Origin of the sequence: Solibacillus sp., assembly GCF_040273735.1 — a bacterium.
In the GTDB taxonomy this organism is placed as follows: Bacteria; Bacillota; Bacilli; order Bacillales_A; family Planococcaceae; genus Solibacillus.
This window is the reverse complement of the sequence record NZ_JBELZM010000008.1, coordinates 1-25,481: the sequence shown is the minus strand read 5'-3', so window position 1 is coordinate 25,481 and position 25,481 is coordinate 1. Positions and strand designations below refer to the sequence as shown.

Below are 25,481 nucleotides of genomic sequence, written 5' to 3'. Positions count from 1 at the left end.
GCTACTCCTCTCATTTTTATAGGTTTATCGCATTACAGCAGGTAGCATAACCTTATTTTTCATGACATCAAAAATCCCACGTGTCGTAATTCGAATATATGGTAAATGTGTCGATTGTAAAAACAGCAATGTGTAAATTGCATCTGTATGGTGATAACCACGTTTTTTCAAAGCACTCTTCAATGCCAGTTCAAGCGGAATTACTTCATTCACCGTCCCATCGTAAATAGAGCCGGCCAATGTTAAAGGAATACTTGTTATGATCTGATCATCTTCAACAAGCACAATCCCGCCATTCATTTTCTTCAGTTCTCGGAACGCATGCTGCATATCTTGCATCGATTTTCCGATTAAAATAATATCTCCTGTATTGGAATACGATGAAGCAAAGCCTTTTACATGTGTCGCAAATCCTTTAATCATTGTATTAATGCGCCATTTCCCATTGCGGTCGACAAGCATTAAATAGCTTTCATCATGGTCTGTAGATAATGTATGATGATGATGACCGAGATTTTTTATACTATACGGCTTCGTAATAACATCATTCACCATTTCAACGCCAATCGGCATCGAAAATTGAAAATCTCCTTCATGCAAATCAAAGTCGATTTTCAAATCACCGAATAGTGATAAGTCCACTGCCGGAAATGCCTTCAAGTCGTTATTATCGCGCTTTAGCCATACTCCTTTTGAAATCACTGCTTCAGGTGTAGGCGAGTATTCGTCCGTCAGAATGTTAATATTTGCATAACGCCCTGTAGCAAGCAACCCATGCAGATTTGTCATATTATAATAGCGCGCAACATTATAACTTGCCATATTATAAGCGTCAACAGGGCGCACACCAGCTTCAAGGGCGGCCCGAATACATTTATCCATCACACCATCTTCATGGAAGCTCGGTGTGGAACCATCTGTCGTCATCATTAACTGATCAAATATTTCGTAGCCTTTATCGACAACAGCTTTTAATAGATGCGGCAAATCCGGGCGAATTGAAGAATAGCGGAGAGTAACAGCATAACCATGCTGCAAACGCGCTTCAATATCTTCAATCGTCATTGATTCATGATCACCATCGACTCCTAGTAAACGCATTTTAGCCAATGTTTTTTCGGACGCCCCTGGTAAATGTCCTTCGATTTTTTTCCCCTTATGCTTGGCTGCCTGAATCCAGTAAAGCATTTGGTCATCTCCGCGCATAAGACGAGGCCATCCTGTCAATTCCCCGCCAAGCAGTACGTCGTGACGGTCAAGCCATTCCAATACTGAGGCATTTGAGTACAGTTCCCTTTCATTTTCAAGTTCCGTTTGTGAATCGAAGCGACTCCACCAGTAAAATGAAAATGGTAATTTGGAAAGCTCATCCATAAAAGAAAACGCTTTCTTGTTTTTCATTAATGAAACAAGCGTCATATTGTCTGAAATAAATGTTGTCGTGCCTGTCTGTGCACTAAATTCTGCGAAGCTGTGGGGATTGTACAATTGAAAAGGATGTACATGCGGCTCAATATAACCTGGTACAACTACTTTTCCGGCCAGATCAACAACCTCTGTCCCTTCTACATTTACAGGCAGTTCCTTCCCGACATATACGATGCGGTCATTGGATATCCAGATGTTCCCTGTTGCCCAACTTTTCATCATACTATGCAAGTACTTTGCATTTTTTAAAACTAGACTCGGAGCAGCATGCCCATCAATGATACTAACTTGCTCTCGAATATTACTTAACTTCCAACTAATTTCCGGCATATTCTGCACTCCTTTCAACTTCCACACCATTATAAGGACGCCCATAACTTTTCCAAGATGCTTATACCAGCTTTAAAAAATATACTGCTGCGATTCAAGTAGCTTCAGCAATTGTCTTTAACAGCTGCTGAAGCTAGATTAATGCGTATCGATTTAAAAGAAAAACACATACTTAATTCAATATATTTTGCTTTATGTAGGCAATTGCTACAATATTCCTTTTGGTGAATTAATCGTAACATAGCACTTTCATAAAGCAAAGTGTTTCCAAAATAATTTTTAAATTTTCTAAAAAAAGGAGTGAAATATAATTGCTAACCCCAAATATTTCCGAAACAAACGCTTTTATCCGCATGATGTGTGGTGTTGCAATGACTGCATTCGGTGTCGGGAGAATCGCACATAAACCTCAATGTACAGTTGGTCGTATGATGATTCTTGCCGGTTCAATGAAAGTAGCGGAAGGATATTATCAGTATTGTCCAGTGGTCGCAATGGCCAAATCGGAACAGATGAACGATATGATGCCCGTCAATGATTAAGAGGTGGATCTAGGGTATATTGAATAATTTTATGTAGGATTTGTGTTTACATTAAAAAAGCGCTATATTGAATGATTCAATTTAGCGCTTTTGGGTTTGTAGGATTTTGGTAATAGTTTTTTTACGTTTATTGTTTATGAAATTGTAATACCAGCACTTGCTGTACCTGTAAGTGCTGTAACTACAGTAATTCCTGTTCCAGCTAGGGAGTAAACCATTAATAAACGGTCACCTTGCGCTACAGGAACCGGTGGTACATTTGCTGATCCATACGATGTTTGACCTATAGTTACAAGGCCTGTAAATGGTGGTGTCAACGTAACTCTTGCATTTGTAGCAGTGAAGATTGAACTTCCTGCAGGTGCACGGTAAATTTGAGCAGTAACCGAAACAGATCCTAAACCAAGGTTTAGCCCAGCTGTTTCAGTGAATGATGCAGAGATCGCTGTAATACTACCATTGCGTGGAACTGAGAAGGCTTCAGTAATAACACCTGACAGGTCAATTGTATTCCCTACAATTGTAATTCCAGGAATCGCAGTACCGAACCCAATTAAACTAGTAGTACCAACTAATCCCCCAACAAGCGTCGTTAAAACAACTGGCGTAATACCAGAAGAGAACGGAATGATTGATCCAGTATTTGGTGGTGTACAGCCTGGTCTAACTGCTCTGAACGGTCCTAAGTTAACGCAATTTGATCCACATGGATGTAAATTACTAACATTCATACTTTTAGAACACATACACATATTTTTCACCTCCTTCGCAATTATTTTATTCACCAATCGATAGTATCAAAGGGCAATTAACTAATAATCCAATTTTGAATTTTAGTTTTTATTTGATAAAAAAAATAAAATCATCCTATTAATAGGATGATTTTATTGATTTTCGTTTTATTTCCGGAAAATATTAAAGAATGAGGAATTCCATTGTTTCTTCGTCTTCTCTTCTCCAGAATCTGAATTATCTGTGCTTTCTACAACCGTTAATTCAATATTTTCAGGCTGCAAGTCTTCCTTCATTGAACTGCCTTCATTTAATTCACTTAAATCTACTGTTTGCAATTCTTCATTTACAAACTCTATTTCTTGAAGTTCAGGACTTACAATACTACTTTCAGTTACTTTCTCTATTAGAGATGGAGGCGTTTCTTCGTTCTCATTCGCCGGCTCGGAGGAATTAGAAACTTTATTTAAATAGGGCAATAAATTTGCTTCACCCATTGATGATTTATTAGGTTTGAGAATAGCTTTATTCAAATTATTTCTATTTACATTCTGATGTGTTGGATGGTTAATTGTCTGGAAATAACGCTGATTAAAATAGCGTTCATCAGCCTGATCTAACTTATATTCTATATGTTCTGCCGGTTTTTTATTCTCTTCCTCTTTTTGCAATTGGATTACTTGATTTGTTAAATTTCTCAACTGCATATACGATGGTTGATTCGGTAGTGCAGGTGCAGGTACATTTTCCCGAGTTCCGTTCTGAATATATTTCATCGAGCTGGCAGGCTTCTGCGCATTTGTTTTTTCAGCTAACGGCTGCGCTTTCTCTTCCACCTTCTCCTCCTTGACATTATTTAGCTTCTTCGATATTAATACAATTTCTTTACCCATTTCTTCAACCGTCTTATTTAATGAAGCAATTTGAAATTCAAATTGTTTTGCTTGCTCTTCATAAATTACATTTTGGGTATGTTGTTTTTCTTCCATTGTTTTAGTTAAGTCTTCAATATATGTTAATTGGCTTTTTAATGTTTCGAATTCATTCTTCATCATTTGAAAATCTTCAAACGATGTCCCCATTTTCAATGTCATCAACGTATTTCTGTACCCAGAGATTTTTAATTTCAATTTTTCAATTTCCTGGAGAGTATAGGTTGTGGATTCTTCCATTTCATTCACCCCTTTCAATCCGCATCTCTTCATATTTTATTGACGTTAACTGATGTATGTGACAAACACTTCTCCATTGCTGTTGTTTTTAATTATAAAGTCACAAAAATGGGCTTTAATCTACTATTTGCTGAAGGAAACCTAATTACAGAATTACCAACAGCTAAACTATTTCTTTGCCTATGCACTTCTATTTAAGCGTCATAAAATACAAACGAAAGATAAAAATATAGAAGGAGGTGACAAGAACATGAAGGAACAAATGCCATCACAACAAGAACTTATCTGTATTAATGTGGAAAAGGTGTATGACTGGGTTGTTAAAGATATGTCTTTCGAGTTTACTCCAACAAGCCCAATTACGTTTCCAGGTTTACCATCAGATGCGGTTGTCGGAGGAGCTCAAGTTACATGCCAAGTAGTACCATCTGCAGTTAACCCTGTTGTTATTATGAACCGTGAAAACCGTACATTTACGATTGACGGAACATCTGTATATTTACAACAACTTATGATCCAAAAGAACTTCACTGTGACAATTTGCATTACGTTAGCAAACGGAACAACTTACACAAGTAACGGCTTTGAAATTTCACGCTGTGAACATGTTGTAATGTGTGCACCTAAAGGGACAAATGTTGATGTAACATATACAGATCTTGATTGCTTCGTATGCTCAACTGGTCCATTCTACAACAATGGGAACAATACAATTTCATTTGAAAATCTTTCACTTTCAATCGCAGTTTGCCAAAGCATTCAATCAACATTCCCAGTGACAGTAGAGTTTTTGGCAGACTACTGTGAACCACGAGCAGATTTACCATTTGCTTGTTCACCAGCATCTCGCCCTAACAACTGCGCTGTTGTTTTCCCATAATATTATGAATCAGTGTTATCACCAACTTCATCATCATATAATAAAGAAAGGGAGAAACACCCTTTCTTTATTTTGCTTACATAAGCAAATAAAATTTAACCGTAAGGAGGAGGCATTTCCAGTGCCCAAAAGCTCCCACCCTTTCGAAATAAAATTAAATGCGCTGCAAAATCAAACCCAAACCTATCTCCACGAAATAAAAGAACTCATCGAAAAACTTCCTAACTCCAACAACACCAAAGTTATTAGCTATTTCACTTCCACCTTTAATATATCCCATCAATTAGATCAGGAGAGTTTATGTTTAGGCTCTTATCATATTTACAATATCGGTAATGAACCATTACTAAACCCTTCTATTTGTATAACATTGCCTGAATCATCACCTTTTTCATTTAGTGGTCGGTATGTACATGAACAGCTCCAACAAAGGCTAAAAGGTCCGAATGAATGGTTGCGATTCGCAAAAACACCGAACAAAAACGAATACTGGCTTAAACCAATTAGCAAAACATCAATCGAACCGAACGAAACCATTTCTTTTACAAATTTCCAGATAAGATGGCCCCCTAATAAATCTTACGCTGGAAGCATCACAGGCTTCACTTATTGTGATCAGTTTCAAGATGGGATTGCTGTTGTAAACCCTATTAATTTAAGTGTCATTCATTTGGAACAGGAGGAAACATCATAAACGAATTTGAAGATAAACAAGAAGAATCCGAAGTACTAACAATTGAAAAGATATTAAAACAATTTATGAAAGAGCATTTTTCATCGATAAAAGATGAACTGCAGGAAAATAATAATAGCTTTATTTTTCTGGAAAAAAGTTCACTCAATTTATTATTGGCCTATTTATTATCGAACAATAAATTTGAAACTTCTTACCCTGTCAATGAAGAAGATGAAAGAGAAGCTGTAGAAAATATAAATCAGCTTATCAATGAAAATGAAAAAGAATTTCAAGAGATTATAAACTTACTGAAAGATATGATTTGATAGGAGGGATCCATGTGGATATTGAAAGCGTGAAAAATAAGGACGTACTTCAATTACAGCAAACCATCATATTTTTAAAATCAGAAATCGCGAAATATCAAAACGAAATATCCACCCTACAAAGAATGGACTATTACTCAATGGTAAATAGTCTTGAGCAGGAACTAAGTCAGTTAGTAAACGATAAGAAAGAACTTTCAATGGAATTAATGATGCTAAGGAAAAGTTTTGAAAAAGAGCTTAACGAGCTGCATGAAAATATTCAGCTACGCGAAGAGCAAAGAATAAAACTGATTTCTTCCATTGAATCACTAGTGGAAAAAAAAGAAAACTTACAGAAAGAAAACAAACAGTTAAAAGAAACAATCGAAAAAACTGCTAAAACCGAACCTCCTGCTGCCAGTTCAGAAAACTATATACATGCCGTCGAAGAACTGGATCATTTGCTGCGTTCTTTCATGAACAGTAACAATGAACAATTAATCTCTCTACGTGAAACGATCACTCAACAGCATGATCTGTTAAAGCATATAAAAGATAAAAACGATGAAATTTACTCTACCCTTGAAGAAATGGCACAAATTAAAGAGCCTGAACATATTAATTATTCTCCAACTGATGAACACTCCGTTACCCGAATCAACCTTGAAAACCAGCTTCAAAATTTATTCATTCAAGCAACCAGTTTTGAAACAGAGCTTGATGAGAAGTTACGTATACTGGATGAGTTTGATGACAAGTTACTATTGCTCGCAATTGAGATTGAGAAGCATAAAAAAGGCGATATATAACAGACAGCTTAGAGAGTAGAAAAGGCGACACGTCTGCGCGTATCGCCTCCCCTTTATTTAAATGTTCTCCAACCAATATCTTTGCGGAAGAAGAAATTTGTCCATTCTTTTTTTGCGAGTTCAGCATATACTTTTTCCTGCGCTTCTTTTAAAGTAGCCGCCTCTGACGCCACTAGCAACACACGGCCACCGTTACCGACGAACTGGCCGCCCGCAAGCTTTGTCCCTGCATGGAATACCGGCAGTTCAATATCCGATAGCTCCGGCAGAGCATTTCCTTTTTCCACATCACCCGGGTAGCGTTCAGCCGCAACAACAACTCCTAGCATAGCCTCTTCTTTCCATTGTAAATCAAATAGCTGCTCATTCATTAAGCTCATCATAAATTCACCGAAGTCTGAAGCCATACGTGGTAACACGACTTGTGTTTCAGGGTCACCAAAACGTGCATTGAACTCAATTACTTTCGGGCCTTTTGCCGTTAAAATTAAGCCTGCATACAGGATGCCAGTGAATGATACACCTTCTGCTTCCATTGCTTTTACAGTTGGCTCTACGATTGTATCATACGCAACTTTTACAATGTCCTCAGAAATTTGCGGTACTGGTGAATAAGCTCCCATTCCACCTGTATTTGGTCCTTTATCGCCATCATATGCACGTTTATGATCTTGTGCAATGACCATTGGGTAAATTTGCCCTTTATGTACAAAACTCATGAAGCTGAATTCTTCGCCATCGAGGAACTCTTCAACAACAACACGGGAAGAAGAATCACCGAAACGCTGGTTACCGATCATATCTTCCACCGCTTCAATTGCTTCTTGTTCTGTCATTGCTACAATAACACCTTTTCCAGCAGCTAACCCGTCCGCTTTAATTACAATTGGAGCACCTTGCTCTTTAATATAAGCAACTGCTTTATCCGCTTCTGTAAATGTTTCATGAGCTGCCGTCGGAATATTATATTTGTTCATAATCTCTTTTGCATAAGACTTCGAACCTTCGATTTTTGCCGCCGCTTTTGTCGGACCGAAAATAACCAGGCCCTGCTCGTTGAAGTAGTCAACGATTCCTTCTGCTAATGGCTGCTCCGGACCTACAAATGTTAAAGCTACATTATTTTCTTTTACAAACTGTGCAAGTGCTGCGAAATCCAGTGCATCGATTGCAACAACTTGTGCATCCTGCTTCATTCCGTCATTTCCTGGTGCAACGAATACCTTTTGTACAGATGGGGCATTGTTGAATTGCTTCGCGATCGCATGCTCACGACCACCACTACCGATTACAAGAATGTTCATTACGAGCTCTCCTTTGTATTAAAAATGTGAATAAAAAAACGCCCGCCAAATTTTAGGCGAGCGTTTTTCATTAATGGTCGTTTACACCGCGCTACCCGACCAAAAGTAGTGCTGTGCATCTTACAATCAATGATTATTTTATTATTAACAGTGCATCTCCCGGCCAAAGTCGATACAGTTGTTAATAAAATTTGGTTACGATGGGGACCCGGCCAAGAATCGCCCAATCGTCTTATTTATCCCTCTCCCGGCCAGAAAGAAGAATAAATAATGCATTTGCAAACGCTTCTGCTAACGTCCGGCCAGAACATTAGCGAAACTTTATTCTATTATAACGTAAATTTAATAATTTCTCTACTGCTAACTTATTAATTAATGTTTAAAGTGACGAACACCTGTAAACACCATTGCAATACCGTATTTGTTCGCTGCATCGATTGATTCCTGGTCTTTAATCGAGCCGCCTGGTTGAATGATTGCTTTAATACCGGCTTTTGCCGCTGCTTCCACTGTGTCGCCCATAGGGAAGAATGCATCCGAAGCCAATGCCGCGCCCTGTGATTTTTCTCCAGCTTGTTCAAAGGCAATTTTTGCTGCGCCTACACGGTTCATTTGACCAGCGCCAACACCTAATGTCATTTGTTTATCCGTTACAACAATGGCATTTGATTTTACATGCTTCACAACTGCCCAGCCTAGTTTTAACGCTTCCCATTCTTCATCAGTCGGTTCACGGTCAGTCACAACTTGAATGTTTGCATCTGTAAATCCGTAACGGTCAGGCTCCTGTACAAGTAAACCACCTTCAACAGCTACAACATTGAATTGATCCTGCTTTTCCTGTGCGAAATCGATTGTTAACAGACGAATGTTTTTCTTTTGCGTTAAAATCTCCAATGCTTGTTCAGTAAAGCTTGGTGCAATGATGATTTCAAGGAAAATACCCGATAACTTTTCTGCAGTTTCTTTGTCGACTTCTTTATTTAATGCAATGATACCGCCGAAGATCGATGTTGGATCTGCTTCATATGCTTTATTGAATGCTTCTTCGATTGTTTCACCAGTACCGACACCACATGGATTCATGTGTTTCACGGCAACCGCTGCAGGCATTTCAAATTCTTTTACGATTTGCAATGCTGCATTAGCATCCTGAATATTGTTGTACGATAATTCTTTACCGTGTAATTGCGTTGCGTAGGCAATCGAAAAATCAGAACCTAAACGTTTCGCATAGAACGCAGCTTTTTGGTGAGGATTTTCACCATAGCGCAATGTTTGCTTCAGTTCATATGTTAATGTCATGTTTTCCGGGAACTCTTCGCCAATTGCATTTGATAAATGATTGGAAATATACGAATCATATGCAGCCGTATGACGGAATACTTTTGCTGCTAAACGACGACGTGTTGTTAATGTTGTTTTTCCATCTGCCTTTAACTCTTCCAATACGGCAGAATAGTCATTTGCATCAACAATTACCGTTACATAATCATGGTTTTTTGCTGCCGAACGTAGCATTGTCGGACCGCCAATATCGATGTTTTCAATTGCATCATCCCAAGAGACATCCGGTTTTGAAATCGTTTCGACAAATGGATATAAGTTGACACATACAATTTCGATTGGGCTGATGCCATGTTCGTTCATTTGCGCAACATGGCTTGGCTCATCAAACTTACCTAATAGACCGCCGTGGATCATTGGGTTTAAAGTTTTTACACGGCCATCCAGAATTTCCGGGAAGTTTGTTACTTCATCTACTGCCGTTACCGGAACATTGTTTATTTGTAATAAGCTTTTTGTTCCTCCAGTAGAAAGTACTTCATAGCCAAGAGCTACTAATTCTTTTGCAAATTCTAAAATACCATTTTTATCTGAAACACTAATAAGTGCACGTTTCGTCACGATTAGGTCCTCCAATTCATTTTTTCGGTGAGCGAGGCCCTCACAGGAGCGGCTCATGCGAATTTACTTTTTTACGTTAAATAGTTGCTGTAATGTTTTCGTGTAAAGCGCATGTTCTAATTTATGTATACGCTCTTCTGTCGCTTCACGGTTACCATCGACAACGTCAACTGCTCCTTGCGAGATAATCTTTCCCGTATCCATTCCCGCATCTACATAGTGCACTGTCACACCCGTAACTTTTACGCCGTGAGTCATCGCCTGACCAATGGCGTCTTTCCCGGGAAATGATGGCAGCAGCGACGGATGGATATTGATAATTCGATGCTCATAAGCCGATAATAGCGTTTCCCCAACAAGGCGCATATAACCTGCTAATATAATCCAATCAATCTCTCGTTCTTTTAACAGTTCAACAAGTTTTGCTTCGTAAGCTGCCTTGTCGGCAAAGGTTTTCGGTGCAAGCTCCTTAACTGGTATACCGAAATTTTGTGCACGTGTCACAACATAGGCACCCGGCTTATCCGTAATTACAAGTTCGATCGTCGCGTTAAGTTCACCGCGACTAATCGCTTCTTGAATTGCCTGAAAGTTACTACCGCTTCCAGAAGCGAATACGGCAATTTTCGTACCCATTACACTAAGCTCCCGTCATGTTCGCCGTTGAAAATAACACCTTCACCATTCACAACACGACCGATTGTGTAGGCTTTTTCACCTTCAGCTTCTACTGCAGCGATCACTTTATCTGCTTCATTCGCTGGAACCGCAATAACAAAGCCGATTCCCATATTGAATACGTTATATAAATCCTTGTCCGCTAATGCACCTTTTTCTTTTAAAAACTCAAAGATGCGCAGCACTGGCCAAGATCCTAAATCGATTTCAGTTGCCAAACCTTGTGGCATCATACGTGGCAGGTTTTCATAGAACCCCCCGCCTGTTACGTGTGCACAACCGTGTACATCTGCAGCTTTAAGTGCAGCTAAAACAGGCTTTGCATAAAGCTTTGTAGGAACAAGAAGCGCTTCGCCGATTAGGCCAAGGTCTTCATAGCCTTCTACTACCTCGTCAACTGCGATTTCATTGTCCGCGAATACAATTTTGCGTACTAATGAATAGCCGTTTGAATGGACTCCGCTTGAAGCAAGACCGATTAATACATCGCCTTCCACAATTTTTTCTCCTGTAATGATGTCCGATTTTTCACAAGCACCTACAGCAAAACCAGCTAAATCGTACTCGTCTTCTTCGTAAAGACCCGGCATTTCAGCCGTTTCTCCTCCTATTAATGCTGCACCGGACTGTACACAACCGTCCGCAACACCTTTTACGATTTGCTCAATTTTTGCCGGCTCAGCTTTCCCTACTGCTACATAGTCAAGGAAGTAAAGCGGCTCAGCACCTTGTGCAACAATATCATTTACACACATTGCAACACAGTCCACACCGATCGTATCGTGTTTATCAACCATAAATGCAAGCTTTAGCTTCGTCCCAACACCGTCCGTACCTGAAATAAGAACTGGTTCCTTTAAGTTCAGTGCAGACAAATCAAACATGCCTCCAAAGCCGCCAAACGTTCCCATCACACCTAAACGGTTCGTACGTTCGACATGTGATTTCATCCGTTTTACTGCTTCATAACCTGCCTCAATATTTACGCCTGCCTGTTCATATGCTTTTGACATAATGTACTTGCTCCTCCTTAATTTCTAACAGTCTTTTTCATGTGGTAAAACTGTGTCCGGGAAAATTTCTGTCGGATATTTACCTGTAAAGCATGCGACGCAAAGTCCGCCATTTTCATCTTCAAATGGTCGGTTCGTTGCACGGACCATACCTTCCAGCGATAAAAATGTTAGTGTGTCCGCTTCAATTGCTACTCGTATATCTTCCACACTATGGCTAGATGCAATCAGCTCTTCATGTGTCGATGTATCAATTCCGTAATAACAAGGATCCGTCATTGGTGGTGAAGAAATAACAACATGCACTTCTGCTGCCCCTGCTTCTTTCAGCATGCGCACAATGCGTCTTGATGTTGTACCGCGTACGATTGAATCATCTACCATTACGACACGTTTTCCTTTTACGACTTGTACGACAGGTGAAAGCTTCATTTTTACACCGCGTTCGCGAAGTTCCTGTGTCGGCTGGATAAAAGTACGTCCAACATAGCGGTTTTTTATTAATCCAAGCTCGTATGGAATACCGCTTGCTTCAGAAAAGCCAATTGCTGCAGAAATGGATGAATCAGGGACTCCTGTAACGATATCTGCTTCAATGTGGGCACATTCTTTTGCGAGTTCTTTACCCATACGTTTACGTGCCATATGAATATTTACTTCATCAATATTTGAATCAGGTCGTGCAAGGTATACATATTCCATCGCACACATTGTTCGTTTGTCCTTTTCAACATAGCTGTCGACTTCAAGACCGTTATTTGAAATGATTAATAACTCGCCAGGTTCTACTTCACGAACATATTCCGCACCGATTAAATCAAATGCACATGTTTCAGAAGCAACAACATAAGAATTACCCAGTTTCCCAAGCGAAAGCGGTCGTAAGCCGTTACGGTCCCGCGCCACAATCATTTGGTCATTCGTCAATAGAATAATAGAGAATGCGCCTTTTAATAATGACAATGCTTCTTTCACTTTTGAACGAAATGGTGAGTGTTTTGATTTTTTAATGAGATGTACAACAACCTCTGTATCGGAAGTCGAGTTGAAAATGCTGCCAGAGCGCTCTAAAAACTGTTTTAAATGTGTGGCATTCACTAAGTTCCCATTATGGGCAATTGCCAGTGAGCCAGTTGAAGAACGGAATAACAATGGCTGAACATTTTCCAGTCCTTTGCCGCCTGCTGTTGCATATCGTACATGCGCAATTGCCGCGTGCCCTACTACTTTACGTAATTTATCTTCATTGAACACGTCATTAACAAGACCTTCACCGCGTACAGCCTGAAGCTGATTACCGTCAGTTGTGACGATACCAGCTCCTTCCTGTCCACGATGCTGCAATGCGTGTAAACCGTAATAACTTAAGTGCGCTGCATCTTGGTTGCCCCAAATGCCAAATACGCCGCATTCCTCATTTAAGCCTCTGATTTCAGCAAGCATGGAATTGCTCCTTTCCAGGCAGAACGGAATTCCTCCACAGTACCCTCAACAAGTACACCAGTTTCGCCGCTAATTTTAATGTTCGCGTCGTCTGTTACTGTACCAATTTTTTGTGCGTCTTTTACGATTGCTTCAAAGCCTTCTGCATGTTCAGCTTTCACTGTTAAAACAAAGCGTGATTGTGATTCCGCGAATAAAGCCGTTGTTGCAGAACCTGTTAATGCTACGTCCAAACCTAAACCATTTGCAGCGAAAGTTTTCTCCGCCAATGCAACCGCAACTCCGCCTTCAGAAACATCATGCGCCGACTGAACAAGTCCTGCTTGAATTGCTTCCAAAATAGATTGTTGACGTGCCGCTTCTACTGTTAAGTCGATTGAAGGTGCTTTACCTGAAATGCCGCCTTCCAATAACTTTTGTAATTCAGAACCGCCGAATTCTGTTTTTGTGTCACCTACTACGTACACAACGTCACCAGCAGCCTTAACTTCCTGTGTTGTAACATGCGCTAAATCTTTTACTAATCCGACCATACCGATTGTTGGTGTTGGATAAACCGCTTCACCTGAACGCTCGTTGTACATTGATACGTTACCGCCAATTACTGGTGCATCTAATGCTAAACAAGCTTCTGCAATACCGTCAGCCGATTTTTGGATTTGCCAGAAGATTTCCGGTTTTTCCGGATTACCGAAGTTTAGGCAGTCTGTAATTGCAAGTGGTTGTCCACCAGAACATACGATGTTACGAGCTGCTTCAGCAACAGCAATTTTTCCGCCAGTTGTCGGATCAAGGTAAATATAGCGAGCATTACAGTCTGTCGTCATCGCCAACCCTTTATTTGTACCACGTACTCGTAATACTGCAGCGTCCGAACCTGGTGCTACAACCGTATTTGTACGTACTTGATAGTCATATTGATCGTAAACCCACTCTTTTGAAGCGATTGTTGGTGCTTTTAAAAGTGCTGTCAACGTTTCTTTGTAATCTGTTACGTTTGGTTCTGCATTTTCCATTGCCTGATATTCGGCAAAGTAAGCTGGTTCAGCATCCGGCATATTGTAAACAGGTGCATCTTCAGCTAGTGCGTCTGCAGGCACTTCCGCTACAACTTCACCTTTGTGCAGTAAACGTAGCATTTTATCTTCTGTCACTTTTCCTACAGCTACTGCATCAAGATCATATTTTTCGAAAATTACTTTAATTTCATCTTCACGACCTGCTTTTACAACGATCAGCATACGCTCCTGAGATTCTGATAACATCATTTCGTAAGCTGACATGTTTGTTTCACGTTGAGGAACTAGGTCCAAGTTCATCTCTACACCAGTACCGGCTTTAGAAGCCATTTCAGCTGAAGATGACGTAAGACCTGCTGCACCCATATCTTGAATACCAACTAATGCATCTGATTTTACAACTTCCAGACAAGCTTCAAGAAGTAATTTTTCCATGAATGGGTCTCCAACTTGAACTGCCGAGCGACTTTCTTCAGTATCTTCTGTCAATTCTTCAGATGAGAATGTTGCACCGTGAATACCGTCACGACCCGTTTTCGCACCAACGTACATTACAGTATTTCCTACACCTGCAGCAATACCTTTTTGGATATCCTTATGATCGATTAATCCAACGCACATTGCATTTACAAGCGGATTTCCTTCATAGCAAGGGTCGAAACCAATTTCGCCGCCTACTGTCGGAATACCGATACAGTTACCGTAACCGGCAATACCAGCAACGACTTCTTCAAATAAATATTTACCGCGCGCTGACTTTAACTCGCCAAAACGTAAAGAGTTCAGCATCGCAATCGGACGGGCACCCATTGAGAAAACGTCACGGATTATTCCACCTACACCTGTTGCAGCACCTTGGTACGGCTCAATCGCAGATGGATGGTTATGGGATTCCATTTTGAAAACAACTGCCTGCTCATCACCGATGTCAACAATGCCGGCACCTTCACCAGGACCTTGCAGTACTTGTGGACCTTTAGTCGGGAATTTACGAAGTACTGGCTTCGATTTTTTATAAGAGCAGTGCTCAGACCACATTACCGAGAAAAGACCTGTTTCTGTCCAGTTTGGAATGCGACCTAATTTTTCAATTGCTAAGTCAAATTCAGCATCTGACATCCCCATGTCTGCATAAAGACGTTTTTCCTTAATTTGCTCTGGTGTTGGTTCGAAATTAGTTGTTAACATGCTGTTCCCTCCACTGCTTCACAATTGATTTAAATAATTTAAGACCATCTGCGCCACCAACGATTTCGTTTGCAGCACGCTCTGGATGTGGCATCATTCCGAGTACATTTCCTTCTTTATTGATGATTCCAGCAATATCCGCTAAAGAACCGTTCGGATTTTCGCCTTCATATGTAAAGACAATCTGATTATTGGCTTGTAAAGAAGCTAATGTTTCGTCATCGCAGTAGTAGTTGCCTTCACCGTGCGCTATTGGAATATTGATGATTTCTTCCTCTTCATATCCGTTTGTAAATATTGTGTTGCTGTTTTCAACTTTTAGCTGTACTGTACGACACATGAATTTCAGGTTTTTATTGCGGATAAGAGCTCCTGGTAACAGCCCTGCTTCCGTTAAAATCTGGAATCCGTTACAAACACCTAACACTGGTTTGCCTTGTGCTGCAAACTCTTTTAAAGCCGACATAATGTTTGATTGGTTTGCCATTGCCCCACAGCGTAAATAGTCTCCATATGAGAAACCGCCAGGCACTAATGCCCCGTCAAATCCGTCTAGACTTGTAGCTGTATGCCAAACATATTCTACTTCTTCACCTAGCTCGTCCTTAATCGCATGAAACATGTCGATATCACAGTTAGACCCCGGGAAAACGAGTACTGCAAATTTCATCGTATTATGCCTCCTCAACTTCGTAACGGTACTTTTCGATCACCGTGTTCGTTAATACTTTTTCGCACATTTCTTTCACGATTGTGTTGATATCACGGTCAGTATCTTCGATTGTAACTTCCAAATACTTGCCGATACGTACGTCAGAAACTTCACCATAACCGATTTTTTGCAATGAACCTTGAACTGCAGAACCTTGTGGATCCAGGATGCTTTCTTTTAATGTTACATATATTTTAACTTTCTTCATGAGTTAGTTGCCTCCAAGTTTTTGTAATATAATCTCATATACTTCCGTTAGATTGCCTAAATCACGGCGGAATACGTCTTTATCAAGCTTTTGCTTTGTATTAGAGTCCCATAAACGACAAGTGTCAGGAGAAATTTCATCGGCAAGTAAAATATTGCCGTCTTTATCACGACCAAATTCCAGTTTGAAGTCGACTAACGTTACACCAACAGCAGTAAAAATCGGACGCAGGACTTCATTCACATGCAGTGCCGCATTATACAGCTGATCTACTTCCATTGGTGTTGCGATATTCAGCACGTCAATATGCTCCGTTGTAATGATTGGATCACCTAATGCATCATCTTTATAGTAAAATTCGACGATTGGACGCTTAAGAGGTGTGCCCTCATCCAAGCCTAGACGTTTTGCCAGGCTGCCTGCAGCAATATTGCGTGTAACAACTTCGATTGGAATAATTTCGACTTTACGTACAAGCTGTTCGTTCGCTGAAAGCCTTTTTACGAAATGTGACTCAATTCCGTTTGCTTGTAACTTTTCGAAAAGTAACGTCGTAATTTGATTGTTTAAATTTCCCTTACCAGCAATCTCGGCTTTTTTCTCACCATTAAATGCTGTCGCACTATCTTTGTATTCAACAAAAAGTATTTCATTATCTTCTGTTGTATATAATCGTTTTGCTTTCCCTTCATATAAAAGCTGGCCTTTATTCATGACGTATTCCTCCTGATTAATTGATTAGTTAGTTAAGACCTAAACGTTCGAAAATCAAATCAACATTCTGAATATGGTAGTTATAGTCAAAGCAGTCTGCAATTTCTTCCGGTGATAGATGCGTTGTTATTTCTTCACTCGCTTCTACAAGCGGACGGAATTGTGTTTGCTCATCCCAAGCTCGCGCTGTTAATGGCTGAACCGTATCGTACGCTTCCTCACGTGATAATCCTTTGTCGATTAACGCAAGTAAAATACGCTGTGAATAGATCAGCCCAAATGTACGCTCCATATTGCGTTTCATATTGTCAGGGAATACAGTTAAGTTTTTCAAAATATTACCGAAACGATTTAACATATAATTTAATGTAATTGTGGCATCCGGAATAATGACACGTTCAGCTGAAGAATGTGAAATATCACGTTCATGCCATAAAGCTACATTTTCATAAGCTGTCAGCATATAGCCGCGCATTAATCGTGCCATACCTGTCATATTTTCAGAGCCGATTGGATTTCGCTTATGCGGCATAGCAGATGAACCCTTTTGCCCTTTCGCAAATCCTTCTTCCACTTCACGTGTTTCGGATTTTTGCAGTCCACGGATTTCTGTCGCAAACTTTTCGATAGATGTAGCGATCAAAGCCAATGTAGAAAAATATTGGGCATGTCGGTCACGCTGCAATGTCTGTGTAGAAATTGGTGCAGCTGCTAATCCAAGATGTTCACATACATAGCTTTCCACACGCGGGTTAATATTCGCATATGTTCCGACAGCACCGCTCATTTTACCTGTTTCGATTACTTTTGCGGCTTCTTCAAAACGTACTAAGTTACGGCGCATTTCTTCAAGCCATAATGCCAGCTTTAAACCAAATGTTGTCGGTTCTGCATGCACACCGTGCGTACGTCCCATCATTACTGTAAATTTATGCTCTTTCGCTTTTTCAGTCAGAATAGCGATGAATTGATGTAAATCTTTACGTAAAATTTCATTCGCCTGCTTGATTAAATATGATAGTGCTGTATCTACAACGTCCGTTGAAGTTAAACCGTAGTGCACCCATTTCTTTTCCTCACCAAGTGCAGGTGTTTCCGAAACAGCTCGTGTAAATGCTACTACATCATGACGTGTTTCCTGCTCAATTTCATAAATACGATCGATATCAAATGATGCATTTGCACGTAATTTTGCTACATCTTCTTTAGGGATTTCACCGATTTCAGCCCAGGCTTCACAAGCTAAAATCTCTACCTCAAGCCATGCTTTAAATTTGTTTTCTTCAGTCCAAATTGCACCCATTTCAGGACGTGTATAGCGTTCTATCATAAATCTTCTCCTTTTACTCCGGCCAAATACCAGAGTCTGTAATTTGTTGTAATGCTGTATTTATATCATCTGTCATGATTGTGACATGACCCATTTTTCGATTTACCTTTGCTTCTGATTTCCCGTACAAATGTACAGACCAGTCAGGAAACTTTGAAATTGAATTTGTTAACGGAACTACATGCTGACCAAGTACATTCACCATGATCGACGGCGCCCACAGTTTTGGTTTACGTAACGGCCACCCGCATACTGCACGAATATGCTGAGTAAATTGTGAAATATTGCAGGCCTCAATCGAATAATGGCCTGAGTTATGCGGACGTGGTGCGCACTCGTTAATTACGATACTGCCATCTTCAAGGACAAACATTTCAACTGCCAATGTACCAATCAGTTGTAGTGAATCCGCAATTTTTAGAGCGGCTTCTTCAGATAATTGTGCTGTAGACTGTTCGATACGGGCCGGTACGATTGTCTCATGTAAAATGTGGTTTATATGAATGTTTTCTCCGACAGGCAAGCAGTATGTTTCACCATCTCCATTGCGTTGAACAATGACTGAAATCTCTTTCGTAAATGGAACAAATCCCTCTGCAATACATTGTGAATGTGCAAATAATTCTTTTGCTAACGGTAAGTCCTCAGATGATTTCAATAACTGCTGGCCTTTCCCGTCATAACCGCCCCGTGCTGTTTTTACGATACATGGGAAGCCGATGTTTCCGATGTCCTCTTGAAGCTGTTCATATGTAGAAGCGACAATATATGGCGCAACCGGACAACCTGCATCAACAATCATTTGCTTTTCTGTGACACGGTCTTGTGTAATACGCACAAGCTCTGCACCTTGAGGAACATAGGCCATTTGTGTTAAACGCTTTAAGCCATCGTAATCGATGTTCTCAAACTCATATGTTATGACATCACTTACTTCCGCTAGCTCTTCCAATGCTGCTTCGTCATCATAAGCTGCGACGATCCGTATGTCTGCCACTTGTCCACAAGGAGAATCCATTGTTGGTTCCAGTACTGCGATTTTATAGCCGGCTTCTTTTGCCGCAACTGCCATCATACGGCCAAGCTGACCACCGCCGATAATGCCGATTGTTTGTCCAGGATAAATCATTTTCGTCACGTTAAGTCACCTGTGCTTTCCAGAACTTGCGCTTTTGTCGCTTCACGTCTTGCCTCAAGCTTTGCAGCAAGCTCCTGATCAAACGCTCCTAAAATTTGCGCTGCAAGCAGGCCAGCATTTGTTGCCCCTGCTTTGCCAATTGCTACAGTTGCTACTGGTACACCACCTGGCATCTGCACAATCGATAGTAGTGAATCGAGTCCGTTCAGTGCACGTGACTGTACTGGTACTCCGATTACAGGTAATGTCGTTTTTGCTGCTACCATACCTGGTAAATGAGCTGCTCCACCAGCCCCTGCAATAATTACTTGAATACCGCGTCCACGCGCAGCTTCCGCATATTCAAACATTAAATCTGGTGTGCGATGTGCTGAAACGACTTGCTTTTCATAAGGCACTTGCAGCTCATCCAATATGTCACAAGCATGCTTCATCGTTTCCCAATCACTTGAACTTCCCATGATAACGCCAATTTTCGGATTCATGAATTTCGCTCCTTTAAACATCTTCTCCACTTGTTAAAAATCAATGTAAAAAATCCTCAAATAAACCGCTCTCTACGCTCTACGCATGAGAAAGCAATCTACTTGAGGACTGAGCATTAAAAGTATATGTAGATAATTGCATTGCGATCCACATCCTTTATTCATCATACCTGAAGTTGCTTTCCCACATAGTCCGGTATTTACGGTGCCGGGTAGAGACACTAGAGCCATATTCTCTAGCATATATGAGGGATTAAATGTTTTTCCTGTTCACATTTTAACAAGGGTTACGCATAAAATCAATGTAAAAATGCGAACGATATTTTTAAAGAAAAAGATAATGTTCGGTTTTCAATCGAATCGTCCGTTAATCTTCTATCAAAACACCTTTAAATTGTATTTTTTGACGTAAGTAAACAGGTTCGCCATTTACCTCTTCAAATACAGGTTCTTCTCTGCGTCCAAATGGCATATAGCCATCTTTCTTCATTCTTTCAAGGCATTGCTCGATTGTTTCATTTTCTTCTACTTCATACCATACTTGCTTTTTAGCCAAAAAGGTCATCCTTCCACATGTAAAATATCGCTCTAACTATACCACGATATTTTTAGTACTTTCTAATAGAAAGAATTAATTTTGTGAACGATTTGTCACAACTGGAAAATAAAACGGAGCAATCACAAATTTCCTGTGATTGCTCTTCATTTATTTTATATACTCCATTTGTTCTGTTAACTCAAGCATATCCTCAAATGTTAAGTCAGGATTTTCAATAATTATATTATAGCGTAAGCCTTCTTCATCCCATTGAAGTAATTTGAAAGTCTCCAAATCAATTTTGGACCCTTTTTGCCCGCGTACTTCAATTATCTCTTCATCTTCACCGTTGGATTCCATTGGCTTGAAGATTGAAAGCGAAAATTGCTGCTCACCGTTTTTGGAATACGTTAAGGCAATCTCTCCAGTTTCCGCCATCCCCATATCTTCAATTCCTTCCAATGTGTAACCAAGTGATTTCGGGAAGATTAAAAAGGATCCTAGCTTCTCGACAGCTTCCTGCTCTGTTAATTGTTCAATTGGCTTATAAGGCTCGATTTTAACATTAGCATCTTCCGGAATGTCCAGAATAAATATGGAATCATCAATTTTACTATTCGGTTCAAATTTTGTAAATTCAGAAGTTATTTTCATATCGCCACTTGCCGTTATTGTCTTTAACGTCATCCATGTTTTTTTATCTACCCATACTTCCATATCTCCAATAAGCGTATTTTGCTTTTTAGCTTTTGCGATTAAATGGTACGTTTCATGACCGGCAATCTTTTTTTCTTCACCAATCGTAATATCATGGGAGTTTTTTATTTGTTCCAATGTACGTAATGCCTGCTCTTTTAACGTTGGTCGAACTAAGTTTTCAACGTCTGGACCGAGCTCAAAAATGATCGCTTCATTCATTGTTTTCGAATAGGAAGTTAATGTTTTGCCATCATTAACAGCAATTGATTCCTCTCCTGTGGGGTCAACCATCTCTACACGAGTCTTTCCGTTTTTTTCCCATTGCTTTGAAAGTATTTCGGTCCCGTCATCCATTTTCATTTTATATTCTCCATAAAAAGAATCAAGCTCAGACGTTTCCTGCATCGCCTGATTTAATATTTCCTGGGGTGAATAACTTCCCTCATTGCTGCATGCCGCCAAAGATAGCGTTAAAATTACCGCTGCTGAATAAATCAATTTTTTCATTTTATCCATTCCTCTCTTCTTCAATTAATGGTAGCCATATGACAATCGCTAACTGATTTTGCTGTGCTATAGCTGTAATTGTTCCATCGTGCTTAGCCATAATTTGCTTTGCAATACTTAAACCAAGACCAGCCCCCCGCTCACCAACATGGCTCCGGGAATCATCAATCTGATACAGCGGATCAAACATTTGTTTACACTGCTCTTTCGTTATTGTTGCACCGCTGTTTTGTACGACAATATAAACGCCTTTTTCCGTAAAGCTTTCTGCTAATTTCCCTCTACTCCCAGGAGGAACATTCGGTGTTTCAAATGCGGATACATAAATCGTTCCTCCAGGATTTGTATACGTCCAGGCATTCGCAACAACATTATCGACAACGCGCATCAGCTGCTTCGGATTTACGTAGTAACTTCCTTCCACATTGACTGTCGTTTTCGCTTCAAACCCTTTTTCTCTGCTAATCTGTTCGTATTCACCTAAGAGCATATCAAAAAACTCTTCCCCTTCGACTTTTACAAGTTCCAGTTCATATGTTGGGGACTGCAATAATGTCAACATCATTAAATCATCAAGCAACTGCTTCATATAATCCGATTTGGACTGAATGATCTGCAAATATTCCTGATGATCCTTTTCAGAATGGTTCCCGTACCTTAAGCTTTCTGCGTATGCTTGAATTGATGTTAGAGGCGTTTTCAAGTCATGCGACAGACTCGCAATCATAAATTCCTTTTGCTGCTGCTCCGCTGCAAGCTTTTTTTGAGCCGCAGATATTTCCTGCTCCATTTGTTGAAAGCTCTTGGTTAATTCCCCGATTTCGTCCTTTGTTACAGGTAGCGGATTTGTTGCTTCATCCTTTGCGAAAGCACGCATTTGCTCCATTAGTCGTTTTGCAGGCTTATTGAGGCGTCTATTCAGCAAATAGACAACCGCCCCGTATATGATCAGCATTACTATAATTAAACCAGTCACGACAAATAGCGATTTTGTGTTTACTTGTTCCAGCCATTCCGAACGAACGAGCGTGATCTTGTATACACCCTTTATTTCCCCATCTTCATAAACAGGTTCTTTATAAATAAATGTCTTATAGTTTTGTTCAAATTCATACAGATTTTTATAAATCCTGCTTTTTGATTCAAAGCTGCTGAAAGAGTTAATTACATTTGAGGAATAATAAATTTTCCCATTCGGACTGTACAGCGTAATCATCAACTGATCAGAAGTCAGTTCCTCGATTTCCTTATAATTGGCACTAATTTTGAAAAGCGATGGATCATCCAATTGATCTTTTAAATCTGTAACAACTGCCCACTTTTCAAAATACTCATCAACATTTTTATCTTGGTAGTACGCGTTAATCGCTACATAAAGACCATACAATGCAATTAACGGTAATATCATGACAAGCAAGTACGTAAGTAGAAGCCATGATTTAATCTTCATACTTGTTCACCTATAAAGCGGTAGCCCTTTCCCCATACAGTTTGTATATAGTTAGGTGACTTTACAGGATCGTGCAGCTTCTCCCGCAATGCTTTAATATGCACCGTTACCGTATGTGTCTGGTCCAGCTCAACTTGGTGCCAAACAAGGGTATACAACGCTTCCTTTGTAAATAGCTCGAATGGATTTTGTGCCAATACTTTCAGTAACGCAAACTCTTTTTGCGTCAAGTTTACTTCATCCTCTTCGATATAAATACGTTCTTTTGCCCAATCGATTTTTAAACCATGTTCATATGAAACCATTTCATCTGCTGCAGAAACCTTATTATATCGCTGCCATCTCCGTAATTGAGACCGAACACGTGCTTTTAATTCTTCTAAAGAAAACGGCTTGGCCAAATAATCATCGGCATCTTGTAATCCTGTGACTTTATCCGTTTCTTTGCTTTTTGCGCTGATCATAATAATAGGGACATCGCTTTGCAATCGAATATGTTCAATCATTGATAACCCATCCATTTCAGGCATCATCCAATCAACAAGTATTAAATCATAGTTTCCTGAAGAAAAATCTTCTAACCCTTCAATTCCTGTCGTTGCCCATGTTACTGCATAGCCTTCCTTTATTAACGTATCTTTAATGATGCGCGCAATTTCGCGGTCATCTTCCACTAAAAGAATTTGTTGTGCCATCATGTACGCCTCCTACAATCACTATAGCAAGTAATTTTTCCGATAATTGTAACTTTATAAATCCTTTATATTTTATCCTACTTTGTAATGTCTGTTTAAAGATAGTCAAAGTTACTTTTCATTGTAAAGATGATCGTTTTAAAATGGGTATTTATGTTAATATCAACTATATAATTTGTTAAAGGAGGTGTCGTAAAGAATGGAAGTCACTTTTGAAAAGATGAACAGCAAGATGGCCACTGCAATTCTCGATTGGAAATATGAAGAGGCTTACGAATTTTATAATAATGAACAGACAGTGGAAGCTTTGAAAGAATTACTGGATGGTTCCTACTATGCCATTATTAATAAAAATAAAGAGATAATCGGGTTTTTCTGTACCGGGGAGAGTGCTCGAGTACCTATCGGAAATAAGTTTGATGTTTATGAGGAAGATTTAATTGATATGGGAGTCGGGATGCACCCAAACCATGTAGGTCAAGGTAATGGATTCGAGTTTTGTACGTGTATTATAAAATTCATTGAGGTTAACTATCCTAGTAAATCGCTAAGATTGACCGTAGCAACGTTTAATGAAAGAGCCATCCATTTATATAAAAAGCTTTGTTTTGTTAAAGAAAGTGAATTTAGCAATGGTGTTACAAAATTTCTGACCATGGTCAGAAAATAATCGAACTTTATATATCTATTTATAAAAACAAAAAAACCACTGATTCCTCAGTGGTTTTGCGTGTGCGAAGCGACGTCCTACTCTCACAGGGGGAAGCCCCCAACTACCATCGGCGCTAAAGAGCTTAACTTCCGTGTTCGGTATGGGAACGGGTGTGACCTCTTTGCCATCATCACTTCACTATTTTTGGCTTCCAATCCACGGCGCTATCCTTCGTCAACTTCCTTCGTTCTTTCAGTCACGTACTTAAGTACGCTCCTTCAATCACTCAGTCGTTTCCTCGACTAGCTTGTGTCTTGAAACCCTTAGAAAGAATTTCATTCTTTCAAAACTGGATAAACGTTTCATTGAATTGAGCAATAAAATGTGGTTAAGTCCTCGACCGATTAGTATTCGTCAGCTGCATGCGTCACCGCACTTCCACCTCGAACCTATCTACCTGATCGTCTTTCAGGGGTCTTACTTACTTGCGTAATGGGAAATCTCATCTTGAGGGGGGCTTCATGCTTAGATGCTTTCAGCACTTATCCCGTCCATACATAGCTACCCAGCGATGCCTTTGGCAAGACAACTGGTACACCAGCGGTATGTCCATCCCGGTCCTCTCGTACTAAGGACAGCTCCTCTCAAATTTCCTACGCCCACGACGGATAGGGACCGAACTGTCTCACGACGTTCTGAACCCAGCTCGCGTACCGCTTTAATGGGCGAACAGCCCAACCCTTGGGACCGACTACAGCCCCAGGATGCGATGAGCCGACATCGAGGTGCCAAACCTCCCCGTCGATGTGGACTCTTGGGGGAGATAAGCCTGTTATCCCCGGGGTAGCTTTTATCCGTTGAGCGATGGCCCTTCCATGCGGAACCACCGGATCACTAAGCCCGTCTTTCGACCCTGCTCGACT

At 40.1% G+C, this 25,481-nt stretch carries 25 protein-coding genes, 2 rRNA genes and 1 riboswitch; of the genes, 6 read left to right on the top strand and 21 right to left on the bottom strand.

Annotation, left to right across the window (positions count from 1 at the left end; all coding sequences use genetic code 11):
- Positions 1 to 24 precede the first annotated feature (24 nt).
- Positions 25 to 1,758 carry an adenine deaminase C-terminal domain-containing protein gene (locus ABS917_RS09570; RefSeq protein WP_350478756.1) on the bottom strand — a complete coding sequence of 578 codons (1,734 nt, stop codon included), beginning with the start codon at positions 1,756 to 1,758 and terminating at the stop codon, positions 25 to 27.
- 311 nt (positions 1,759 to 2,069) lie between these two features.
- On the opposite strand from ABS917_RS09570, the gene ABS917_RS09565 reads away from it, so the two are divergent.
- On the top strand, positions 2,070 to 2,300 hold the full coding sequence (locus ABS917_RS09565; protein WP_350478755.1) for a YgaP-like transmembrane domain: 231 nt from the start codon (positions 2,070 to 2,072) through the stop codon (positions 2,298 to 2,300).
- A gap of 134 nt (positions 2,301 to 2,434) precedes the next feature.
- Here ABS917_RS09565 and ABS917_RS09560 read toward each other — a convergent pair whose 3' ends face one another.
- Together ABS917_RS09560 and ABS917_RS09555 are read right to left on the bottom strand one after the other, a co-directional pair.
- Positions 2,435 to 3,052 carry an exosporium glycoprotein BclB-related protein gene (locus ABS917_RS09560; RefSeq protein WP_350478754.1) on the bottom strand — a complete coding sequence of 206 codons (618 nt, stop codon included), beginning with the start codon at positions 3,050 to 3,052 and terminating at the stop codon, positions 2,435 to 2,437.
- Between the two features lie 147 nt (positions 3,053 to 3,199).
- Positions 3,200 to 4,204 carry a hypothetical protein gene (locus tag ABS917_RS09555; RefSeq protein WP_350478753.1) on the bottom strand — a complete coding sequence of 335 codons (1,005 nt, stop codon included), beginning with the start codon at positions 4,202 to 4,204 and terminating at the stop codon, positions 3,200 to 3,202.
- Positions 4,205 to 4,454: 250 nt separating this feature from the next.
- Between ABS917_RS09555 and ABS917_RS09550 the strand changes: the two genes are divergently transcribed.
- The 4 genes from ABS917_RS09550 (at position 4,455) to ABS917_RS09535 (ending at position 6,877) form a co-directional block, all read left to right on the top strand.
- Entirely contained in the window at positions 4,455 to 5,084 is a 630-nt protein-coding gene (locus tag ABS917_RS09550) for a BMQ_0737 family morphogenetic spore coat protein (RefSeq protein ID WP_350478752.1), read from the top strand.
- 121 nt (positions 5,085 to 5,205) lie between these two features.
- Positions 5,206 to 5,778, top strand: coding sequence for a hypothetical protein (locus ABS917_RS09545; protein WP_350478751.1), 573 nt, complete (start codon positions 5,206 to 5,208; stop codon positions 5,776 to 5,778).
- Between the two features lie 65 nt (positions 5,779 to 5,843).
- Positions 5,844 to 6,086: a hypothetical protein gene (locus ABS917_RS09540; RefSeq protein WP_350478750.1), complete on the top strand. Its 243-nt coding sequence runs from the start codon at positions 5,844 to 5,846 to the stop codon at positions 6,084 to 6,086.
- A 14-nt stretch (positions 6,087 to 6,100) separates the two neighbouring features.
- Positions 6,101 to 6,877, top strand: coding sequence for a coiled-coil domain-containing protein (locus tag ABS917_RS09535; protein ID WP_350478749.1), 777 nt, complete (start codon positions 6,101 to 6,103; stop codon positions 6,875 to 6,877).
- A gap of 53 nt (positions 6,878 to 6,930) precedes the next feature.
- Here the strand turns inward: ABS917_RS09535 and purD are convergent, their stop codons facing one another.
- The 16 genes from purD to ABS917_RS09455 form a co-directional block, all read right to left on the bottom strand.
- On the bottom strand, positions 6,931 to 8,181 hold the full coding sequence (gene purD / locus ABS917_RS09530) for a phosphoribosylamine--glycine ligase (RefSeq protein WP_350478748.1): 1,251 nt from the start codon (positions 8,179 to 8,181) through the stop codon (positions 6,931 to 6,933).
- 372 nt (positions 8,182 to 8,553) lie between these two features.
- Positions 8,554 to 10,089 carry a bifunctional phosphoribosylaminoimidazolecarboxamide formyltransferase/IMP cyclohydrolase gene (purH, locus tag ABS917_RS09525; protein WP_350478747.1) on the bottom strand — a complete coding sequence of 512 codons (1,536 nt, stop codon included), beginning with the start codon at positions 10,087 to 10,089 and terminating at the stop codon, positions 8,554 to 8,556.
- A gap of 63 nt (positions 10,090 to 10,152) precedes the next feature.
- A complete protein-coding gene (gene purN / locus ABS917_RS09520; RefSeq protein WP_350478746.1) occupies positions 10,153 to 10,725 on the bottom strand; it encodes a phosphoribosylglycinamide formyltransferase in 573 nt (190 codons plus the stop codon).
- Positions 10,725 to 11,780 carry a phosphoribosylformylglycinamidine cyclo-ligase gene (gene purM, locus ABS917_RS09515; RefSeq protein WP_350478745.1) on the bottom strand — a complete coding sequence of 352 codons (1,056 nt, stop codon included), beginning with the start codon at positions 11,778 to 11,780 and terminating at the stop codon, positions 10,725 to 10,727. The genes purN and purM overlap by 1 nt, the downstream gene beginning before the upstream one ends.
- Before the next feature lie 24 nt (positions 11,781 to 11,804).
- Positions 11,805 to 13,223 carry an amidophosphoribosyltransferase gene (purF, locus tag ABS917_RS09510; protein ID WP_350478744.1) on the bottom strand — a complete coding sequence of 473 codons (1,419 nt, stop codon included), beginning with the start codon at positions 13,221 to 13,223 and terminating at the stop codon, positions 11,805 to 11,807.
- Complete coding sequence (purL, locus tag ABS917_RS09505) at positions 13,199 to 15,430, bottom strand: phosphoribosylformylglycinamidine synthase subunit PurL (protein ID WP_350478743.1); 2,232 nt, start codon at positions 15,428 to 15,430, stop codon at positions 13,199 to 13,201. The genes purF and purL overlap by 25 nt, the downstream gene beginning before the upstream one ends.
- Positions 15,417 to 16,100 (bottom strand): phosphoribosylformylglycinamidine synthase subunit PurQ, encoded by a 684-nt coding sequence (gene purQ, locus ABS917_RS09500; RefSeq protein WP_350478742.1) that lies wholly within the window; start codon positions 16,098 to 16,100, stop codon positions 15,417 to 15,419. Before purQ ends, purL begins: the two co-directional genes overlap by 14 nt.
- A 4-nt stretch (positions 16,101 to 16,104) precedes the next feature.
- Entirely contained in the window at positions 16,105 to 16,350 is a 246-nt protein-coding gene (gene purS / locus ABS917_RS09495) for a phosphoribosylformylglycinamidine synthase subunit PurS (protein ID WP_350478741.1), read from the bottom strand.
- 3 nt (positions 16,351 to 16,353) lie between these two features.
- A complete protein-coding gene (gene purC / locus ABS917_RS09490; protein WP_350478740.1) occupies positions 16,354 to 17,064 on the bottom strand; it encodes a phosphoribosylaminoimidazolesuccinocarboxamide synthase in 711 nt (236 codons plus the stop codon).
- Positions 17,065 to 17,092: 28 nt separating this feature from the next.
- Positions 17,093 to 18,394 carry an adenylosuccinate lyase gene (purB, locus tag ABS917_RS09485; RefSeq protein ID WP_008408740.1) on the bottom strand — a complete coding sequence of 434 codons (1,302 nt, stop codon included), beginning with the start codon at positions 18,392 to 18,394 and terminating at the stop codon, positions 17,093 to 17,095.
- A 13-nt stretch (positions 18,395 to 18,407) separates the two neighbouring features.
- The gene (purK, locus tag ABS917_RS09480; RefSeq protein WP_350478739.1) at positions 18,408 to 19,532 is read right to left on the bottom strand and encodes a 5-(carboxyamino)imidazole ribonucleotide synthase; all 1,125 of its coding nucleotides are present in this window, start codon (positions 19,530 to 19,532) and stop codon (positions 18,408 to 18,410) included.
- Positions 19,529 to 20,017 carry a 5-(carboxyamino)imidazole ribonucleotide mutase gene (gene purE / locus ABS917_RS09475; RefSeq protein ID WP_014822577.1) on the bottom strand — a complete coding sequence of 163 codons (489 nt, stop codon included), beginning with the start codon at positions 20,015 to 20,017 and terminating at the stop codon, positions 19,529 to 19,531. The genes purK and purE overlap by 4 nt, the downstream gene beginning before the upstream one ends.
- Positions 20,018 to 20,186: 169 nt before the next feature.
- Positions 20,187 to 20,286: riboswitch (purine riboswitch) on the bottom strand.
- A 98-nt stretch (positions 20,287 to 20,384) separates the two neighbouring features.
- On the bottom strand, positions 20,385 to 20,573 hold the full coding sequence (locus ABS917_RS09470; protein ID WP_079523775.1) for an NETI motif-containing protein: 189 nt from the start codon (positions 20,571 to 20,573) through the stop codon (positions 20,385 to 20,387).
- 150 nt (positions 20,574 to 20,723) lie between these two features.
- Positions 20,724 to 21,761: a LolA family protein gene (locus ABS917_RS09465; RefSeq protein WP_350478738.1), complete on the bottom strand. Its 1,038-nt coding sequence runs from the start codon at positions 21,759 to 21,761 to the stop codon at positions 20,724 to 20,726.
- 1 nt (position 21,762) lies between these two features.
- A complete protein-coding gene (locus ABS917_RS09460) occupies positions 21,763 to 23,211 on the bottom strand; it encodes a HAMP domain-containing sensor histidine kinase (RefSeq protein WP_350478737.1) in 1,449 nt (482 codons plus the stop codon).
- Positions 23,208 to 23,906, bottom strand: a complete 699-nt coding sequence (locus ABS917_RS09455; protein WP_350478736.1) for a response regulator transcription factor — start codon at positions 23,904 to 23,906, stop codon at positions 23,208 to 23,210. The genes ABS917_RS09460 and ABS917_RS09455 overlap by 4 nt, the downstream gene beginning before the upstream one ends.
- Positions 23,907 to 24,105: 199 nt before the next feature.
- Between ABS917_RS09455 and ABS917_RS09450 the strand changes: the two genes are divergently transcribed.
- Positions 24,106 to 24,576 carry a GNAT family N-acetyltransferase gene (locus tag ABS917_RS09450; RefSeq protein ID WP_350478735.1) on the top strand — a complete coding sequence of 157 codons (471 nt, stop codon included), beginning with the start codon at positions 24,106 to 24,108 and terminating at the stop codon, positions 24,574 to 24,576.
- Positions 24,577 to 24,640: 64 nt separating this feature from the next.
- Here the strand turns inward: ABS917_RS09450 and rrf are convergent.
- A 5S ribosomal RNA gene (rrf, locus tag ABS917_RS09445) occupies positions 24,641 to 24,756 on the bottom strand.
- 186 nt (positions 24,757 to 24,942) lie between these two features.
- Positions 24,943 to 25,481: ribosomal RNA gene (locus tag ABS917_RS09440) — 23S ribosomal RNA — on the bottom strand; the annotation flags it as partial.

Excerpts from the sequence above, each read along its gene's own strand:
- ABS917_RS09570 (WP_350478756.1), bottom strand. The coding sequence starts at position 1,758 with ATGCCGGAAATTAGTTGGAAGTTAAGTAATATTCGAGAGCAAGTTAGT.
- ABS917_RS09560 (WP_350478754.1), bottom strand. The coding sequence starts at position 3,052 with ATGTGTATGTGTTCTAAAAGTATGAATGTTAGTAATTTACATCCATGT.
- ABS917_RS09555 (WP_350478753.1), bottom strand. The coding sequence starts at position 4,204 with ATGGAAGAATCCACAACCTATACTCTCCAGGAAATTGAAAAATTGAAA.
- ABS917_RS09550 (WP_350478752.1), top strand. The coding sequence starts at position 4,455 with ATGAAGGAACAAATGCCATCACAACAAGAACTTATCTGTATTAATGTG.
- ABS917_RS09540 (WP_350478750.1), top strand. The coding sequence starts at position 5,844 with ATGAAAGAGCATTTTTCATCGATAAAAGATGAACTGCAGGAAAATAAT.
- purD (WP_350478748.1), bottom strand. The coding sequence starts at position 8,181 with ATGAACATTCTTGTAATCGGTAGTGGTGGTCGTGAGCATGCGATCGCG.
- purN (WP_350478746.1), bottom strand. The coding sequence starts at position 10,725 with ATGGGTACGAAAATTGCCGTATTCGCTTCTGGAAGCGGTAGTAACTTT.
- purM (WP_350478745.1), bottom strand. The coding sequence starts at position 11,780 with ATGTCAAAAGCATATGAACAGGCAGGCGTAAATATTGAGGCAGGTTAT.
- purF (WP_350478744.1), bottom strand. The coding sequence starts at position 13,223 with ATGCTTGCTGAAATCAGAGGCTTAAATGAGGAATGCGGCGTATTTGGC.
- purL (WP_350478743.1), bottom strand. The coding sequence starts at position 15,430 with ATGTTAACAACTAATTTCGAACCAACACCAGAGCAAATTAAGGAAAAA.
- purQ (WP_350478742.1), bottom strand. The coding sequence starts at position 16,100 with ATGAAATTTGCAGTACTCGTTTTCCCGGGGTCTAACTGTGATATCGAC.
- purS (WP_350478741.1), bottom strand. The coding sequence starts at position 16,350 with ATGAAGAAAGTTAAAATATATGTAACATTAAAAGAAAGCATCCTGGAT.
- purC (WP_350478740.1), bottom strand. The coding sequence starts at position 17,064 with ATGAATAAAGGCCAGCTTTTATATGAAGGGAAAGCAAAACGATTATAT.
- purB (WP_008408740.1), bottom strand. The coding sequence starts at position 18,394 with ATGATAGAACGCTATACACGTCCTGAAATGGGTGCAATTTGGACTGAA.
- purE (WP_014822577.1), bottom strand. The coding sequence starts at position 20,017 with ATGAATCCGAAAATTGGCGTTATCATGGGAAGTTCAAGTGATTGGGAA.
- ABS917_RS09465 (WP_350478738.1), bottom strand. The coding sequence starts at position 21,761 with ATGAAAAAATTGATTTATTCAGCAGCGGTAATTTTAACGCTATCTTTG.
- ABS917_RS09460 (WP_350478737.1), bottom strand. The coding sequence starts at position 23,211 with ATGAAGATTAAATCATGGCTTCTACTTACGTACTTGCTTGTCATGATA.
- ABS917_RS09455 (WP_350478736.1), bottom strand. The coding sequence starts at position 23,906 with ATGGCACAACAAATTCTTTTAGTGGAAGATGACCGCGAAATTGCGCGC.
- ABS917_RS09450 (WP_350478735.1), top strand. The coding sequence starts at position 24,106 with ATGGAAGTCACTTTTGAAAAGATGAACAGCAAGATGGCCACTGCAATT.